Annotated in this window: 14 protein-coding genes; 8 read left to right on the top strand and 6 right to left on the bottom strand. The window is 70.3% G+C overall.

Translation table 11 applies throughout. From position 1 onward, the window contains the following. Positions 1-525 carry a hypothetical protein gene (locus tag HS109_11640; protein MBE7523024.1) on the bottom strand — a complete coding sequence of 175 codons (525 nt, stop codon included), beginning with the start codon at positions 523-525 and terminating at the stop codon, positions 1-3. Between the two features lie 150 nt (positions 526-675). Between HS109_11640 and HS109_11635 the strand changes: the two genes are divergently transcribed. Further along, complete coding sequence (locus HS109_11635) at positions 676-1,416, top strand: hypothetical protein (protein MBE7523023.1); 741 nt, start codon at positions 676-678, stop codon at positions 1,414-1,416. A gap of 12 nt (positions 1,417-1,428) precedes the next feature. On the opposite strand, the gene HS109_11630 is transcribed toward HS109_11635, so the two are convergent. Then, the gene (locus HS109_11630) at positions 1,429-1,785 is read right to left on the bottom strand and encodes a polyhydroxyalkanoic acid system family protein (protein ID MBE7523022.1); all 357 of its coding nucleotides are present in this window, start codon (positions 1,783-1,785) and stop codon (positions 1,429-1,431) included. A gap of 113 nt (positions 1,786-1,898) precedes the next feature. On the opposite strand from HS109_11630, the gene HS109_11625 reads away from it, so the two are divergent. Next, complete coding sequence (locus HS109_11625) at positions 1,899-3,569, top strand: AMP-binding protein (GenBank protein ID MBE7523021.1); 1,671 nt, start codon at positions 1,899-1,901, stop codon at positions 3,567-3,569. Between the two features lie 159 nt (positions 3,570-3,728). Here HS109_11625 and HS109_11620 read toward each other — a convergent pair whose 3' ends face one another. Both HS109_11620 and HS109_11615 read right to left on the bottom strand, forming a co-directional pair. Beyond that, positions 3,729-4,130 (bottom strand): pyridoxamine 5'-phosphate oxidase family protein, encoded by a 402-nt coding sequence (locus HS109_11620; GenBank protein ID MBE7523020.1) that lies wholly within the window; start codon positions 4,128-4,130, stop codon positions 3,729-3,731. A 56-nt stretch (positions 4,131-4,186) separates the two neighbouring features. Then, on the bottom strand, positions 4,187-5,002 hold the full coding sequence (locus HS109_11615) for an IclR family transcriptional regulator (GenBank protein MBE7523019.1): 816 nt from the start codon (positions 5,000-5,002) through the stop codon (positions 4,187-4,189). Positions 5,003-5,158: 156 nt separating this feature from the next. Between HS109_11615 and HS109_11610 the strand changes: the two genes are divergently transcribed. From HS109_11610 to HS109_11585, 6 genes are all read left to right on the top strand, one after another. Then, positions 5,159-5,752 carry a UbiX family flavin prenyltransferase gene (locus HS109_11610; GenBank protein MBE7523018.1) on the top strand — a complete coding sequence of 198 codons (594 nt, stop codon included), beginning with the start codon at positions 5,159-5,161 and terminating at the stop codon, positions 5,750-5,752. A gap of 68 nt (positions 5,753-5,820) precedes the next feature. Further along, positions 5,821-7,395: a UbiD family decarboxylase gene (locus HS109_11605; protein ID MBE7523017.1), complete on the top strand. Its 1,575-nt coding sequence runs from the start codon at positions 5,821-5,823 to the stop codon at positions 7,393-7,395. 16 nt (positions 7,396-7,411) lie between these two features. Continuing rightward, entirely contained in the window at positions 7,412-8,599 is a 1,188-nt protein-coding gene (locus tag HS109_11600) for a CoA transferase (GenBank protein MBE7523016.1), read from the top strand. Beyond that, the gene (locus tag HS109_11595; protein ID MBE7523015.1) at positions 8,542-9,819 is read left to right on the top strand and encodes a CoA transferase; all 1,278 of its coding nucleotides are present in this window, start codon (positions 8,542-8,544) and stop codon (positions 9,817-9,819) included. Before HS109_11600 ends, HS109_11595 begins: the two co-directional genes overlap by 58 nt. Before the next feature lie 46 nt (positions 9,820-9,865). Next, on the top strand, positions 9,866-10,855 hold the full coding sequence (locus HS109_11590) for a TAXI family TRAP transporter solute-binding subunit (GenBank protein ID MBE7523014.1): 990 nt from the start codon (positions 9,866-9,868) through the stop codon (positions 10,853-10,855). A 75-nt stretch (positions 10,856-10,930) separates the two neighbouring features. Then, a complete protein-coding gene (locus tag HS109_11585) occupies positions 10,931-12,844 on the top strand; it encodes a TRAP transporter fused permease subunit (protein MBE7523013.1) in 1,914 nt (637 codons plus the stop codon). A gap of 115 nt (positions 12,845-12,959) precedes the next feature. On the opposite strand, the gene HS109_11580 is transcribed toward HS109_11585, so the two are convergent. Both HS109_11580 and HS109_11575 read right to left on the bottom strand, forming a co-directional pair. Further along, positions 12,960-15,515: a hypothetical protein gene (locus HS109_11580; GenBank protein MBE7523012.1), complete on the bottom strand. Its 2,556-nt coding sequence runs from the start codon at positions 15,513-15,515 to the stop codon at positions 12,960-12,962. A 129-nt stretch (positions 15,516-15,644) separates the two neighbouring features. Then, entirely contained in the window at positions 15,645-16,208 is a 564-nt protein-coding gene (locus HS109_11575) for a hypothetical protein (GenBank protein ID MBE7523011.1), read from the bottom strand. Positions 16,209-16,224: the final 16 nt, after the last annotated feature.

The raw sequence follows: 16,224 nt of genomic DNA, 5'->3' as shown, positions 1-16,224 counted from the left end.
TCACGCGCCGAGGACCGGCGGTCCCGGATAGCCGATCGCGCCCCACGAGCGGGGGTTCGCGTACCACGCGGCGAAGGTCAACTGGTGCAACGCGTCGTATGCGCTGCGCTTGAGCGCCCAGCCGCTGTCGCGCCACGCGACGAGGAACGCGTCGACTTCGGCGGGCGTCGCGTCCGGCCACGAGGAGGCGACGCCGGCGAGGAGGCGCCGGCCGACTCCGGTCGCCAGGAGGCCGAAGAGTTGCGCGAGTTCATCCTGCGCCGCCGGCGCGAGGCCGGCGATGGCGCGGCGCACCGCGTCGACGGTCTCGTCGATCGCGCTCGCGCGGGCCGCGCTCGCGGGGGGCAGCGCACCGGCGAGCATCGCCGGCACGATCGCGCGGATGATCGCGAGCGCATCCGCGTCGAGCCGGCGGATCTCCGGCGACGCGCGCCGCCCGCGCATCCACGCGTATCCGCCGGCGAGCGCGAGCGCGGCACCGCCGGCGGCGCCGACCGCCAGGAATCGTCGGCGGGTGATGCGGATCATCGGGACATGCTCATGTCGCCACGCTTGGCGTGATCACACCGCGGACGCTAGCCCGGGGGGCTAGAGCAATCAACCTAAATCCCCGGGACGGATCGGGTCGAGGCGTTAGACTCGCACCGCGCGCCGTCGCGGCGCGCGCGATCCACGATGACGCCTCCCCCGCGAACGGCCATCGCCGAACTCGTCGCCGAACTCGAGCGCGTGCAAGCGCTGCATGCCGCGCGCGCGTCGAATCCGATCCTCGCCGGAGCGCTGGAACGGCTCGCGTCCTGGCAGTCGCGGCGGCTCGCGTCGACCTACGCCGATCTCGCGCGCGATCCGCGCTACGCCGACGCGATCGCGTTCTTCCAGGACGACCTCTACGGCGACCGGGACTTCAGCCGCCGCGACGCCGACCTGAAGCGCATCGTGCCCGCGATGTCGCGCCTGTTGCCCGAGAGCGTGATCCGCACGGTGGCGCGGGCGATGGAGCTGAACGCGCTGTCGCACGAACTCGACGCGAGGCTCCTCGACCATCTGCCGCGGGCGGACGCGCATTTCACCGTCGAGGAGTACTGCCGGGCGTTCCGGCGCACCGGGCGCGCGCCCGATCGCCGCCGCCAGATCGCGCTGATCGGCGAAGTCGGCGCGGCGCTCGACCGCTACGTGAAGCGGCCGATGCTGCGCAGCGCGCTCACGCTGATGCGGCGCCCCGCGAACCTCGCGGGCCTCTCCGAACTCCAGTCGTTCCTCGAACGCGGCTTCGACGCGTTCCGCCGGATGGGCGGGGCGGATGCCTTCCTCGCGACGATCGCCAGGCGCGAGACGGCGCTCGTCGAGGCGATCCTCGGCGGCGCGAATGCGCCGTTTCCCGAGCCACCGCTGCCTCGAAAGCCCCGGGGGCCGTAGCGCGCGGAACAGCTAGCCCTTCCGTTTCGACGACGGTTTCGCGGCAGCCTTCGGCGATGCTTTCGGCGCGGCCTTCGGCGCCTTCGCGCCCGGTTCGCCGACGAGTTCGTCGAGTTCTTCGTGGATCGCGCGCTCGATCGACGGCGCGACCGCCGAGAGCAGGAAGCCCAGCTTCACGTCGAGCGTGATCTCCTCCTTGTCGACCCGCATGTTGCCGTTGAGCCCGGACCGCTCGAATCGGCAGTAGTCGTCGTCCCAGGTGCACACGAGGTCGAAGCGCCGGTGGAGGTCCTTCGCCATCTTCTCCGCGGCGAGCTTCGCCTTCGCCTGCGTGAGACCGTGCTTCCTGACGACGCGGATCGTGGCCATGGGTGCCTTCGTGGCGGCGCTGCGACGAAGGCGAGTATAGCGATCCCGCCGGCGTGGCGCGCGCGGCGGCGATGCGGCAGAATCGCTGCGACCCCCGTGGAGCCCCGCCTGCGATGAACGACAACCTCGCGCATCTGCTCGAACGTTCGCTCGCCCGACCGGAACGCGCGCTCTGGCGCCACTGGACCGGCGAGCGCTGGGAGGACGTGACCGCGCCGCAGGTCGCGGCGCGCGCGGCAGAGTGGCAGGCGGCGTTCCGGCGCGACGGATTCGCCCCCGGCGACCGCGTCGCGCTCGCGGTGAAGAACGGCGTGCAGTGGATCGCGATCGACCAGGCGGCGCTCGGGATGGGGCTCGTCGTCGTGCCGCTCTACGTCGACGACAATCCCGACAACATCGCGTGGTGCGCCGCGCATGCGCAGTCGCGGCTCCTCGTCGTCGACGGCAGCCGCATGGCCGAGGCGATCCGCAAGCTCGCGGGAGAACACGCGATCCCGCCGATCGTCGTGCTGCGCGCCGACGCGGACGAACCCGACACGACGGTCGAGCGCTTCCTGCCCGCGGCGGACCGGCCGTTCGAGGTGCGGGGGGTCGCGCCCGAGACGCTCGCGACGATCTGCTTCACCTCGGGCACCTCCGGCCGGCCGAAGGGGGTGATGCTCTCGCACCGGAACATCCGTTCGAACGTGGACATGTGCATCGCGACCGGCATGGCGCGCGCCGACGACCGGTTCCTGTCGATCCTGCCGCTGTCGCACATGTTCGAGCGCACCGGCGGCTACTACCTGCCGCTCGCGGTCGGCGCGCAGGTCGCCTACGCGCGCGGCGTGCCGCAGATCGCCGAGGACCTCGCGTCGCAGGCGCCGACCGCGATGTTCGCGGTGCCGCGCATCTTCGAGAAGTTCGCCCAGCGCATCGACCAGACGCTCGCGAATGCTCCGGCGAAGAAGCGCCTGTTCGACGCCTGCGTCGCGCGCGGCTGGATCGTCGAGCAGGGTCGCCCGCGCTTGCGCGACCGGCTGATCCTGCGCGCGCTGCGCCGCTTCGTCGCGAAGCCGATCCTCGCGCGCATGGGCGGCCGGCTGCGGCTCGTCGTCGTCGGGGGGGCCGCGCTCGATCCCTCGCTCGCGCGCACGTTCATCGGGCTCGGACTGCCGATGCTGCAGGGCTACGGGATGACCGAGGCCTCGCCGGTGATCTCGGTCAACCGCCTCTCCGACAACCGGCCGGACACCGTCGGTCGCGCGCTCGACGGCGTCGAGACGAAGCTCGCCGACAACGGCGAACTCCTCGCGCGCGGCGAGAACGTGATGCTGGGCTACTGGCAGAACGAGGAGGCGACCCGCGCGTCGGTCGACGCCGACGGCTGGCTGCATACAGGGGATCTGGCCGAGTTCCGCGAGGGCCGCATCGCGATCCGCGGTCGCGCCAAGGACATCCTCGTGATGTCGAACGGCGAGAAGCTGCCGCCGCAGGACTGCGAGTTCGCGATCCTGCACGATCCGGTGTTCGAGCAGGCGATGCTCGTCGGCGAGGGCCGCCCCTACGTCGTCCTGCTGGCGGTGTCGCAGGAAGCCGACGAGAAGACGCTCGTCCGCCGCGCCAACGAGCAGTTGAAGGCGTTCCCGCGCTGGATGCGCGTGCGGCGCGTCATTGCGACTCCAGAGCCCTGGAGCGTCGACAACGGACTCCTGACGCCGACGCTGAAGCTGAAGCGGCCGATGCTCCTCGCGCGGTTCAAGGAGCGGATCGAGGCCGCGTACCAGTCGCAGAATCCGGCGTGATTTCGCGACGATGCCCCGTGGGTCCGGCTTCAGCCGGACGTCTGTCGTGTCGTCGTGGCGAACCCCGTCAGACTGAAGTCTGACCCACGAGGATCGGGGAGCGCGCCGCATTCCCCGTGGGTCCGGCTTGAAGCCGGACGCCTTTCACGAGCCGAGTGCTCACCCGCCGGATTGCAGCGCGATGTGGTCGCGGTGCCCGAACCCGCGGGCGTTGTCGACGAACCACACGCCGGTCGGCGTGACGGTGTACCAATCGACGCGGGCGAGCGCGCGCGCGAGCGGCGCGGGCGCGTCCGCGCCGGCGAACGGGAACTTGCGGGCGTAGAGCGCCTGGACGCGCTTCAACGACGGACCCGGCACCGGCGCGACCGTGCCTTCGAGCTGCACACCCTTGATGGCCTGCCAGTTTCCGGTGTCGTCCTGCACGGTGGCCGCGACGCGCGGGTCGGCGCGAAGCCGCACGCAGTGACGCGTCGTCGCGGCGGAGAGGAAGTGCAGCGCGAAATCCTCGTTGACGTAGAAGACCGCCGCCGCCCACGGTTCCGGCGTGGCGAGTGTCATCACGTGGTGCGCGCGCAGATAATCGAGCACGCGCTCCCGGAGGGCGGCGTCGGCGCTCACGGCTGCGCCGCCCGGTTGGCGACGTCTTCCAGCGCCGCGATCTCGGCGCGCAGGATGCCCGCGATCTCGCGCTGGCGCGCGGGCCCCATGCGGCCGGCGATCGCGCCGACGCTCACCGCGGCGAACGCGGTGCCGAAGCGGCTCCTGATCGGCAACCCCACGGACACCGCGCCCGGCGTGATGTGGATATCGTTCAAGGCGTAGCCGAGCGTGTTCGCGCGGCGCAGGAGGCGCAGGAGCGCCGGAACGTTGAGGCCGTTGTAGGTGGCGAACTGCCGGGCGTTCGCGGCGACGATTTCCTCGACCGCCTCGTCCGAGAGGCCCATCAGGAGCGCGAGGCCGCACGCGCCGGCGCCGAGCGGCCGCCGGGTCCCGACGTCGAGCATCAGCGTCCTGATCGGGAACGAGCCTTCCTTGCGGTCGACGCACACCGAGTCGTAGCCGCTGCGCACGACGAGGAAGACCGTGTCTCCGGTGCGCTCGGCGACGCGCTCGAGCGCGCTGCGGCAGATGTCGACGATGTTGAACTGAGGCGCCACCGCGAACCCGAGTTCGAACACCAGCGGCCCGAGGAAGTAGCGGTGCGTCGCGGCGTCCTGCATCAGGAAGCCCTCGGCGACCAGGCACTTCAGGATGCGGCGCGCGGTGGATCGCTCCAGGTGCGCGTGCTGCGCGAGATCGGCGAGCCGCACTCCGGCGGAACTGCGCGCCGCGACCGTGCGCACGAGCAGCGCGGCGCGCTGGATGCTCTGCGTACCGGGACGGGCGGGGCGATCGCCTGCAACGGGTTGGGAGGACGCGTTCGCTCGCATGGCCACCATGTGGAACATTTTCGCGCGGCGACGGTGGCGCCGATCCGCGCGAGGCGCTAGATTCGGACCCATTCTAGACGCGAATCCGGGACACCGGAGCGTCGGAGCGGTCCAGCGCCACATTGTGCAGCGCCGAAGACCGCCCGGAGGACATCCATGCGCAGGCTCGTGGTCGGCATCACCGGCGCCACCGGCGCCATCCTCGGCATCCGCCTGCTCGAGGCGCTGCGCGAGGCGGACGTCGAGACCCACCTCGTCCTGAGCAAGTGGGCGCTGCAGACGATCGAGCACGAGACCACGTACACGCTGGGCGAGGTCCGGGCGCTCGCTTCGGTCGTCTACGAGGCGGGGAACATGGGCGCGGCCATCTCGTCGGGCTCGTTCGTCACCGAGGGGATGGTCATCATCCCGTGCTCGATGCGGAGCGTCGCGGCGATCGCGCACGGCACCGGCGACCATCTGGTCCACCGCGCCGCGGACGTCGTCCTGAAGGAGCGCCGCCGGCTCGTGCTGGTGGCGCGCGAGATGCCGCTCTCCGACATCCACCTCGAGAACCTGCTCAAGCTCTCCCGCATGGGCGTGACGATCATGCCGCCGATGCCGGCGTTCTACAACCATCCGCAATCGGTCGACGACATCGTGGAGCACGTGGTCGCGCGGGTCCTCGACCAGTTCGCCCTGCCCGCGAGCTTCGCGAAACGCTGGACCGGCGAGATGCGCGCGAAGGTCGCGCGCCTCGGGCCGAAGTGACGACGCGAAGCGACGACGAATCGGCGGACGCACCGACCGCCATCAAGAGAAGAGGAAAGGACGCAGCGATGAACGACGTAGCCAAGCGCAAGCAGCCGGACGCGACCAAGGACGTGACGAGCCTGCGGTCGACGGTCGACTGGCTGCGCGCCGAGGGACTGCTGGTCGAGACCGACGAGCCGGTGAGCGGGGATCTCGAGCTGACCGGCCTGCAGAAGCATTTCGACGGCAGTTGCCCGATGCTCTTCAACCAGGTGAAGGGCTATCCGCACGCGCGGGCGATCACCAACCTGTTCGGCGACATCCGCATCGTCGACCGGATGTTCGGGTTCACCGACCCGACGCAGCGCACGCGCGCGCTGGCGAAGGCGCTCAACCGGCCGCTGCCGCCGGTGGTGGTCGACGGCAAGGACGCTCCGGTGCAGGAGCACGTGATCACGAAGGACATCGACGTCAACCGGTGGATCATGACCATCCGCCACACGGCGCTCGAGTCCGAGCTCACCATCGGCTCCGGGATCCGCCTCATCAGCGGCAAGCACTTCGACGGCGGCACCGACATGGGCTACAACCGGATGAACTTCCGGTGGGGCAACGTCGGCACGTTCCAGATCTCCCCCGGCTCGCACATGTGGCAGGTGTTCACCGAGCACTACCAGGAGGAGCGCATCCCGATCACGATGAACTTCGGCGTGCCGCCCGCGTGCACGATGATGGCGGGCGCCGGCTTCGATTACGTGATCCTCCCGAAGGGCTGCGACGAGGTCGGCGTGGCCGGCGCGATCCAGGGCTCGCCGGTGCGCCTCGTCAAGGCGAAGACGGTCGACGCCTACGCGCTCGCCGACGCCGAGTACGTCCTCGAAGGCTACGTCGTCCCGCGCGACAAGCGCTACGAGACCGCCGAGGCCGAGCGCATCGGCGTGCAGGGCAAGACCTTCTTCCACCCCGAGTGGGCCGGCTACATGGGCAAGGCGTACAAGGCGCCGACCTTCCACGTGACCGCGATCACGATGCGCAGGCCCGAGTCGAAGCCGATCATCTTCCCGCTCGGCGTGCACATGTTCGACGATTCGAACATCGACACGACGATCCGCGAAGCCGCGATCTTCGAACTGTGCGAGCGCCTGCAGCCGGGCATCATCCAGGACGTGCACATCCCCTACTGCATGACCGACTGGGGCGGCTGCATCATCCAGGTGAAGAAGCGCAACAAGATCGAGGAGGGCTGGCAGCGCAATTTCCTGTCGGCGATCCTGTCCTGTTCGCAGGGCATGCGGCTCGCCATCGCCGTGAGCGAGGACGTCGACATCTACTCGATGGACGACATCATGTGGTGCCTCACCACGCGCGTGAACCCGCGCAACGACATCCTGAATCCGATCCCCGGCGGGCGCGGCCAGACCTTCATGCCGGCCGAGCGCATGACCGCCGGCGACAAGCAGTGGACCGCGTCGAACACGATGTTCGAGGGCGGCATGGGGATCGACGCGACGGTGCCGTTCGGCTACGAGCAGGATTTCCACCGGCCGGTCTATCCGGTCGACCGGGTCAAGCCGGAGGACTTCTTCGACGCGAAGCAGATCCAGGCGATGAAGGCGCGCATGGCGGGCTGGGTGCTCTCGCTCGCGCGCACCGGGCGCTAGGACGCCGGCAGCAGCCATGCTGGCGGGCTATCGCGCGCTCGACTGCAGCGGCGAACTGGGCTGGCTCGCCGGGCGCATGCTGGCGGACCTCGGTGTCGACGTCGTCAAGGTCGAACCGCGGTCCGCCGAAGTCGGCGGCGTCGACTGGCAGGCCGGCAACGTCGGCAAGCGGCTCCTGCGGCTCGACCTCGACCGTGATGGGGACCGCGCGAGCTTCGAGCGCCTGGTCGCGCACGCCGACGTCGTCCTCGACTCGTTCGCGCCCGGCGCGCCGCTCGGCGATCTGTTCGACGACGCCCATCTGCGCCGGGTCGGCCCGCAGGCGATTCATGTGCGGGTCACTCCGTTCGGGGCGAGCGGGCCGCGCGCGCGCTGGCTGGCCTCCGACCTGGAGCTGATGGCCGCGGGCGGCGCGATGTCGCTCGCGGGCGAACCGGGCGACACGCCGGTGCGCGTGTCCGCGCCGCAGGCGCGCGCGTGGGCCGGTGCGCACGCGGCGGTCGGCGCGCTGGTCGCGCTGCTGTACCGCGAGACGACCGGCAGGACCCAGGCCGTGGACGTGTCGGCGCAGGCGGCGGTCATCGCGGCCATCGCGCACGCGCCGACGTTCGTCGACCTGAACGGCGTCGTGCCGACGCGCTGCGGCGCGTTCATCACCGGGCGCGCCCTCACCGGCGCGCGCTTCCGTGCATTCTGGCGCTGCGCCGACGGCTACCTCAACTTCGTGCTCTACGGCGGGGCGGCGGGGCGGCGGAGTTCGCAGATGCTCGTGCGCTGGATGCGGGAAGCGGGCTTCGCGCTGGGCGCACTCGCCGACGTCGACTGGACGCGGTTCGATCCGAAGACGCAGGACCAGGCGAGCGTCGATCGGCTGGAGCAGCCGATCGCGGCGTTCTTCGCGACGCTGACCAAGCGCGCGTTCCTCGAAGGCGCGAGCGCGCGCGAGATCCTGGGCTACCCGGTCTCGACGATGGACGACATCGCGACCGACCCGCAGCTCGCAGCGCGCGATTTCTGGCGCGACGTCGTGCTCCCCGACGGATCGCGGCAGCGGCACTGCGGCGCATTCGCGCTCGTCGACGGCGTGCGCGCGCCGCTCGCCTGCGCGCCGGGGCACGAGGTGATCGCCGACGAACTGCTCGCGCAATGGAGCGCACGGCCGGCGGCCGACGCGGGCGGCTTTCCCGCAAGGGCGGCTGCGTGACGAGCCCGGTCGAACGGGCGCTCGCGGGCGTCAAGGTCGTGGAGTTCGCGAGCTACGCCGCGGGCCCGCACATCGGGAAGATGCTCGCGAACTACGGCGCTTGCGTCGTGCACGTCGAGTCCCGCAGGCGGCCGGACGGCTTCCGGCTCGAGTACCCGCCGTTCAAGGACGGCGAGCCGGGCGTCGACCGCGGCGGCTGCTTCGCCTACTTCAACGATTCGAAGTACGGGGTGACGCTCGATCTCAAGAACGACGCGGGCGTCTCGCTCGCGCGCAGGCTCGCGCTGTGGAGCGATGTCGTGATCGAGAACATGCGGCCGGGCGTGATGGACCGCCTCGGTCTGGGCTACCACGCGCTGTCGGCGCAGAAGCCCGCGATCGTCATGCTCTCGTCGTGCAACATGGGGCAGACCGGTCCGCGCGCGAACACGCCGGGCTTCGGCTCCCTGCTCTCCGCGCAGGCCGGCTTCTGCGGATTGACCGGGTCGCCCGACGGCCCGCCGATGCTGCTGTACGGCCCCTACATCGACTTCGTGGCCTCGACGATGGGCGCGGCCGCGGTGCTCGCGGCCCTGGTGCGCAGGCGCGAGACGGGCCTCGGGGCGTGGATCGACGTGTCGCAGTACGAGACCGGCCTGCATTTCGTCGCGCCGCAGCTCCTCGACTATCACGTCGGCGGCCGGATCGCCGAGCGCTCGGGCAACGACGATCCGCGCGCCGTGCCGCACGGAGCGTACCGTTGCCGGGGCGACGAATGGGTGGCGTTGTCGTGCTGGTCCGACGACGAGTTCGCGCGCCTGTGCGCGGCCGTCGGACGGCCTGAACTCGCGCAAGACGCCCGATTCGCGTCGTCGGACGCGCGCAGGCGCCACCTCGCCGAGTTCGAGCCTTCGCTCGCCGCATGGTGCGCCGCCCGCGGGAGCGACGACGCGGCACGCTCGCTCCAGGATGCGGGGGTGCATGCGTATCGCGTCAACGCGGTCGACGACCTCTTCCGCGATCCGGCTCTCGTGGATCGCGGATCATGGCGCGTCCGACGTCACCCGGTGATGGGCGAGCAGACCTGCGCGTTCCCTGCGTTCGACCTGTCCGGCACGCCGGGCGACGTGACCGCACCGGCGCCGCGGCTCGGCGAGCACAATGACGTCGTGTTCCGCGAGTTCCTCGGGCTGACCGGCGAGGAGTACGCGGACTGCGCGGCGAAGGGCGCATTCGATTGAAGGACGGCGGGCGAACCGCGCCCGCGCGAGACGACGAGGAGGATCCATGCACGCGACAAGGAAGCTTCTGTTCGGAATCACGTTCGCGCTGGCGAGTTCGATCGCGTGGGCGCAGGCCCCGTACAAGCTGACGCTCTCCGGCGCGAGCCCGAGCGGCCTGTGGACGATTCTCGGCGTCGGCATCGACGGCGCGGTCAAGGCTGCGTTCCCCGGCTCGACGGTCACCTACCAGACCTCCGGCGGAGGCCTCGCCAACATCGGGATCGTCGAGCAGGGCAAGGCCGAGCTCGGGCTCGCGCACGACGCGGAGCTCCGCCTCGCGCTCGAGGGCGCCGCGCCGTTCACCAAGCCGGTCACGAGCCTGCGCGCGATCGCGCTGATGTACGACTGGGCGCCGATGCAGATGGTGATGAGCAAGGCGTTCGCCGACAAGTACGCGATCCGCACGTTCGACGACATCGCCGCCAAGAAGCCGCCGCTGCGGGTCGCGTTCAACAAGCGCGGCAACATCACCGAGCACGTCGCGGTCCGGATGTTCGCCGCGATCGGCGTGAGTCTCGCGGACATCGAGAAGTGGGGCGGACACGTCGTCTACGCCGCGTCCAACGAGCAGGGCGATCTGATGAAGGACGGCCGCATCGACATGTTCGCGAACGGCGTGTTCGTGCGCACGAGCTTCATCGTGCAGGCCGGCGACGCGGTGCCCTCGGTGCTGCTGCCGGTGTCGGAGGGCACGGTGCAGAAGGTCGTGAAGGAGCTCTCCGTCCGGCCGTTCGTCGTCAAGGGCGGTTCCTACGCGTGGCAGCCGCAGGACGTGCCCACGGTCGCGCTCTCCGCGATCCTGTTCGCGAGCGAGAAGATGCCCGATGCGGTGGCCTACGATCTCGCCAAGGCGCTCGCCACCCACATCGACAAGTTCAAGACCGCGCACAGCACGTTCAAGGACATCACGCCGCAGTTCCTCGCGAGCCAGCAGGTGATCCCCTACCATCCGGGCGCCGCGAAGTTCTTCCGCGAAGCCGGGCTCCTCAAGTAGGACGAACGCGCCGCCCGGTCCCGGCCCTTCGAGGCCGCGAGGGTCGGGCGGCGCTGCGTGACCCCCGCGACCCCCATGCCCGCGCTCTCCGCGTTCCTCGGCACCGGCTCCCGCCGCACGCCGGAGGGCTGGGTGGGTCGCATCGCGAAGCCGTACTCGGCGCTGGTCGCGCTCGGCATCGTCTACACGACGACGATCGAGATCGTCGACGTGTTCGCGATGACCATCGTCTTCCTCGGGCTGATGCTCGCGCTCGTCTTCCTGTACGTCGGCGCGACCACGGAGTCCTCGAAGGACCGCGTGCCCTGGTTCGACCTGCTCTTCGCCGGCGCCGCGCTGGCGAGCAGCGCGTACTTCTGGCTGCACAACGAGCGCATCATCACCCGCATCACGCTGCTCGATCCGCTGACCACCGCCGACGTCGTCTCGGGCAGCGTGCTCCTGCTGCTCACGCTGGAGGCCACGCGGCGCACCGTGGGCCCGGGGCTGACGGTGATCGTGCTCGTCTTCCTCGCCTACAACCTGTGGGGCGACCGGCTCCCCGGCGTGCTCGGCCACGGTCCGATCGACTACCGGCATTTCCTCGACATCCTGGTGTTCACGACCGACGGCATCTACGGCGTGCCGGTGCGCGTCGCGCTCACCTACGTGTTCCTGTTCGGCATGTTCGGCACGTTCCTGTCGCGGGCCGGAGGCGGCGATTTCTTCTTCGATGCGGCTGCGGCGCTGACCGGGCGTCGTCCGGGCGGGCCGGCGAAGATCGCGGTCGTCTCGTCGGGGCTGTACGGCACGATCTCCGGCAGTCCGACCGCGGACGTGGTGGCCACCGGCTCGATCACGATCCCGATGATGAAGAAGCTCGGTTACTCGGGCACGCTCGCCGGAGGCGTCGAGGTGGCGGCCTCCACCGGGGGAAGCATCCTGCCGCCGGTCATGGGGTCGGCGGCGTTCATCATGGCCGAGTTCACCGGCATCCGTTACGTGGACATCGCCCTCGCCGCGATCGTGCCCGCGGCCCTGTATTACTTCTGCGTGTACTACCAGGTGCACCTCAACTCGGTGAAGCTGGGGCTGCGGGGACTCGACGAGAGCGGAATCCCGAAGTTGCGCGACACCTTGCGCGGCGGCGGCGTGTTCCTGCTGCCGCTCGTGGCGCTGGTCACCGCGCTGCTGCTGGGCTACTCGCCGAACTACGTCGCGGCGTTCGGCACGCTCGCGATCCTCGCCGCCGCCGCGCTGTCGTCGCGCACGCGCCCGAGCGTCGCGATGATCTACTCGGTGCTCGCGGAGACGACGACGCGCGTCGTGCCGGTCGTGGCGGCCTGCGCGGCCGCCGGGCTCGTCGTCGGCGGATTGTCGATGACCGGACTGGGCGCGAAGTTCACCGACCTCATCTTCCTCGTCGCGGGTTCCAACCCGCTCGCGACGCTCGTGCTGGCCGCGCTGGTCACGCTGCTGCTCGGCATGGGGATGCCGACACCGAGCGTGTACATTCTCGCCGCGGTGCTGATCGCGCCGGCGATCCTGAAGCTCGGTGTGCCGATGATGGCCGCGCACCTGTTCCTCGTCTATTACGCGAGCCTGTCGGCGATGACGCCGCCGGTGGCGGTGGCGGCGTTCGCCGCGGCGCCGATCGCGGACGCGAATCCGATCGGAATCGGGCTCGCCGCGGTCCGGATCGCGATCGTCGGGTTCTTCGTGCCGTTCGCGTTCATCTACAGTCGCGAACTGCTGCTCATCGGGGAATCCTGGCGCGTCGCGATCGCGATCGTTGCCGCATTCGCGTCGGTCGCCTGCCTCTGCCTCGCGGTCGAGGGCTTCTGGCGCCAGCGCTTCGGGTGGACCAGCCGCGCACTGTTCCTCGCCGCCGGCGTCGGGCTGATGTCGCCGTCGCTCGTGGCGCGCGGGGTCGGCGCGCTGCTCGGCGCGGTGGCGCTGTTGCTGGTGCTGCGGCAGGCGCCGGGTCGGGCGGCAGCGGTGGAGTCCTGAGGAACTGAAGCGGCGGCATGGCGAGCGCGCGACGACGCCCGCACGCCGCTGTCCACGTCGCCGCCAGGACGCGGCAGGCCCCGGACGTCCCGCGACCCGCACGGCGGTCTCGGAGCTACTTCGGGATCTGCAACGCCACGCTGTCTCCGGCCGAGCAGGGGCCTGACACCGCCTTCTGAGTCTGCAGTCCGGTCGCGATCTCCGCTGCCGCCATCGACGCCCACAGCGTGCCCTTGCCGCCTCGGTAGAGCACTTGCCAGTTCGGAAGGTAGAACTTGCCGTAGTGGTTTCCCGGCACCTCGACTACGGCCATCTTCGACAGGACCAGCAGGAGTTCTACCGACTCGCCCGCGCCGAGTTGCGGCACCGATTCGCTCGCCGGGATGTAGAGCGGGCCGGCGACCGGGGCCGGGGGCAGGTTCTTGCCGCTGAGGTACCCGCCGGGGAACGTGTTCGTGAGGTCCATGCCCACGGACACCCGATCGCAGCCCTTGATGTGCGCGGGCTGGGGTTGCTTGCGCGTGACCCGGACTTTCACCGTCGGCGGTGCGTAGACCGCGCCCTTGGCGGGTACCACCTTGGTACCGGGGTAGTCGCTGAAACAGGGAAGGAGGTCGAGGCCGGCGTGTTCGGCGGCGTCGGGTGCGTTGCGGCAGCCCGGCTCGCGCGCCTCGTACTTCATCTGCTTTTCGATCTGCTTCTGCAACTCGTCGAGACCCTGCCTGTAGTAGTCCGCGAGTTTCGCCTTCATCTCCGGCGTGCAGACGCCGCCGTTGCTCTCGATGGCGTCGCAACTGGTGTTCACCGCGGCTTCAGCGATCTTGCCTTTGCCCAGAGCGCTCAAGGCGTCCAGATCGGGCAGGCTGGGGGGCATGCCTGCCGCCGCCATGCCGGCTGAAAGCGCGCCCTCCACCATCACCTGGGCCGCGGCCTGGCATTCGTCCTCCAGCTTCTCGCCCAGCCACTCGCAGGGCATCTGACCGACGATCTGGCTCGCGATCCAGCTCTTCGCCCCGTTGTAGAACCCGGTGAGCTTGTTCCATGAGAGAGCCCAGCCCTCGATCGCGCCCACCACCCACTTGTCGAACCAGTCCTTCTGCATGTCCTTGGGTTTGGGACAGTGCTCGCCGGGGGCATAGCCGTGGAGCGGATGAAACGTGCCGAGTCGGCTGGTGTGCTGATAGGGATTCTCGAGCAGCTCGACGCAGCCCCAGCGGTTGGGATCGGGAAACACCGCCGGCTCGAAGTGGACGATCTTCAGGGCGAACATGTTCGCGGCCTGATCGGCCATGGCCTTCGCCTTCTGGACATCTCCCAGAGCCTCGCCCAGTGCCTCCAGGGCTTCGTCGTTGGCACGCGGCTCGTAGGTGGCGATGACGGTGTTGGATGGCGCGCCCGCGGGCTTGCCATCCGTGAGCCTCACGACGCGGATGTAGAGCTTGATGATCGGCGCCACCGGCGCCTGCTGCGGGTCGACGACCGGCACCGCGCCCTGCTGGCCGAACTGGGACGCGGCCTTGCCCGGCGCCTTGCTCGGGAGCTTCTTCGTCGGAGTCTTCTTCGGTGGGCTTGCGTCCGTAGCCGGGACGTAGGGCAGCAGGTCCAGCTTGAAATGATCGTAGACGGCGTCGCCTTCGTTCAGCAGCGCAGGCGGTTGCACGGCCGCATCGGCGGGGAAGGGCTGGGCCGAGATCTGCCAGCGCCACGAGTGCGCCTCGGGGTTGGCGGTCTGCCAGACCAGCGTCGCGTTCGCCGAAAGTTTGTCGAAGGTTCGCTCCGTTCCGCCCCACGCCGGCTTCTTGGTATCGGGCACGATCTTTCCGAACGCGAGCTTCACCGTCGCGGCAGGAACTCGCTGCATCGGCGTGCTGCCCGCGCGGGACAGGTTGGAAGGCGGCGGAAGCGTGCCCCTGCGCGATGAATCCGGCGGGGCCGGCCAGTCCGCCCGGGCGGATCGGTCCGGCGTGACCGCGAGGGGGAGAGTCCGCGTTGCCGGATCGGCGCGCTGTGGCGGAGGCGGCATGCCCGCGAGGGGTGCCGTCCGAGCAGCCGGGTCGGCGCGTCGGGGTGGGGGAGGCATGGCCTCGAACGGCGCGGTCCGGGTCGCCGCGTCGGCTTGCGACGGCGAGCGGGAGAGCCCGCTGGCGTATTCGGCGGGACGAGACTGTCGGGCGGCCGGTGCTGCACGCGTGGCCAGCACCGTGAGCGAGGCAGGTCCGGATCCGGCGAGTGCGCCATTGACGAGCCTCGGCATGCGCGGGCCGGGCGCGGCGTCGGTCGCCACCCGTACCCGAATGCGCAACTGGCCTTCGCCCACGGCCTGCGGCGCGTCGACGACCTCGACCCCTGCGCCGAAGGTCACCTGCGTGCGCGTCCCGAAACCGGCGCCGATCAACAGCAAGTCCAGCGTCTGCCCGGCGTTCACGGTCGCCGGCCGGATCTGACGCACGCTGGGCGCGAGGTTGCCCGGAACGGGGGCGATCGTGCTCCCCACCGCCGATCCGCTCCTCTGGTCGCGGTCGACAGGAGGCAGGGCAGGACGGGTCGTGCCGGCGGTGGATGCGGCCGTCGGCGCGCGCTGAGCGTCGGCGGCGAGCGCTGCCATCGCGGACCACCAGATCCCCGCCAACGGAAGGATGGCGATGCAGAGGCGTTGCCGGTTCCTGTTCATGGGGGGCGCCTCGTTCGAACGATCAGCGGATGCCGAGTGCGATGGTTCGGCGACCGTTCCAGCGCCGGTGCGATCGCGCATCGGTCAGCGCCTCGCGCCTGCTGCCGCAGCGTGTCCCGGGACTTGCCATCAGTACTTGACGTTGTCGCGCTTGACGAACGCGGCGTCGCGGGCGGCGAGCGTCACCGATGCCATGCCCTTGTCGTCGCTGACCATGACCGACCAGAACGCCTGCGGCTTGCCCGTCGCCTGGTTGCCGACGACGAGGCCGAGCCCCAGATCCCTGGCGTCCTTCGCGAACGTCAACCCTGCCTTGGCCGCTGCGGCCACGGCCTGGTCGCTGTCGACGAAATCGGCGCCGAGCGCATCGACCGAGGTGTTGCGCACGTCTGCATCGATCTCGACCTTGCCGCCGGCGCGCACGGTGACGATCGCGCTCTTCTTCGCCGCCGGCGAGTAGTAGGTGCACAGCCACTGCACCGCGCGGCCGTCGGCCTGTCCGCGCAGCGTGGACACGTGGGTCAGTCGCGCATCGGCCCGCCATGTCGCGGCGACCGGGCCGGCCCGGCCGATCGCGGTCTTGGCGGTCTCTGCGGCGAACGCGGCGGGCACGGTCAATGCGAAGACGAAGCACATGAGCCGGACTGCCGGCAGTGGCCTGATGGATCGGTGCAGGGTGCGCATCGTGGTCATCGTCGGCCTCCTCGGC

Source organism: Burkholderiales bacterium (assembly GCA_015075645.1).
Lineage (GTDB): Bacteria > Pseudomonadota > Gammaproteobacteria > Burkholderiales > Casimicrobiaceae > VBCG01.
The sequence above is the reverse complement of the archived record's forward strand: the minus strand, read 5'-3'. Positions and strand labels throughout refer to the sequence as shown.

Bases quoted from the DNA above. Each gene is read 5' to 3' on its own strand.
- HS109_11635 (MBE7523023.1), top strand. From the start codon at position 676: ATGACGCCTCCCCCGCGAACGGCCATCGCCGAACTCGTCGCCGAACTC.
- HS109_11630 (MBE7523022.1), bottom strand. From the start codon at position 1,785: ATGGCCACGATCCGCGTCGTCAGGAAGCACGGTCTCACGCAGGCGAAG.
- HS109_11625 (MBE7523021.1), top strand. From the start codon at position 1,899: ATGAACGACAACCTCGCGCATCTGCTCGAACGTTCGCTCGCCCGACCG.
- HS109_11620 (MBE7523020.1), bottom strand. From the start codon at position 4,130: ATGACACTCGCCACGCCGGAACCGTGGGCGGCGGCGGTCTTCTACGTC.
- HS109_11615 (MBE7523019.1), bottom strand. From the start codon at position 5,002: ATGCGAGCGAACGCGTCCTCCCAACCCGTTGCAGGCGATCGCCCCGCC.
- HS109_11610 (MBE7523018.1), top strand. From the start codon at position 5,159: ATGCGCAGGCTCGTGGTCGGCATCACCGGCGCCACCGGCGCCATCCTC.
- HS109_11605 (MBE7523017.1), top strand. From the start codon at position 5,821: ATGAACGACGTAGCCAAGCGCAAGCAGCCGGACGCGACCAAGGACGTG.
- HS109_11600 (MBE7523016.1), top strand. From the start codon at position 7,412: ATGCTGGCGGGCTATCGCGCGCTCGACTGCAGCGGCGAACTGGGCTGG.
- HS109_11595 (MBE7523015.1), top strand. From the start codon at position 8,542: ATGGAGCGCACGGCCGGCGGCCGACGCGGGCGGCTTTCCCGCAAGGGC.
- HS109_11590 (MBE7523014.1), top strand. From the start codon at position 9,866: ATGCACGCGACAAGGAAGCTTCTGTTCGGAATCACGTTCGCGCTGGCG.
- HS109_11585 (MBE7523013.1), top strand. From the start codon at position 10,931: ATGCCCGCGCTCTCCGCGTTCCTCGGCACCGGCTCCCGCCGCACGCCG.
- HS109_11580 (MBE7523012.1), bottom strand. From the start codon at position 15,515: ATGAACAGGAACCGGCAACGCCTCTGCATCGCCATCCTTCCGTTGGCG.
- HS109_11575 (MBE7523011.1), bottom strand. From the start codon at position 16,208: ATGACCACGATGCGCACCCTGCACCGATCCATCAGGCCACTGCCGGCA.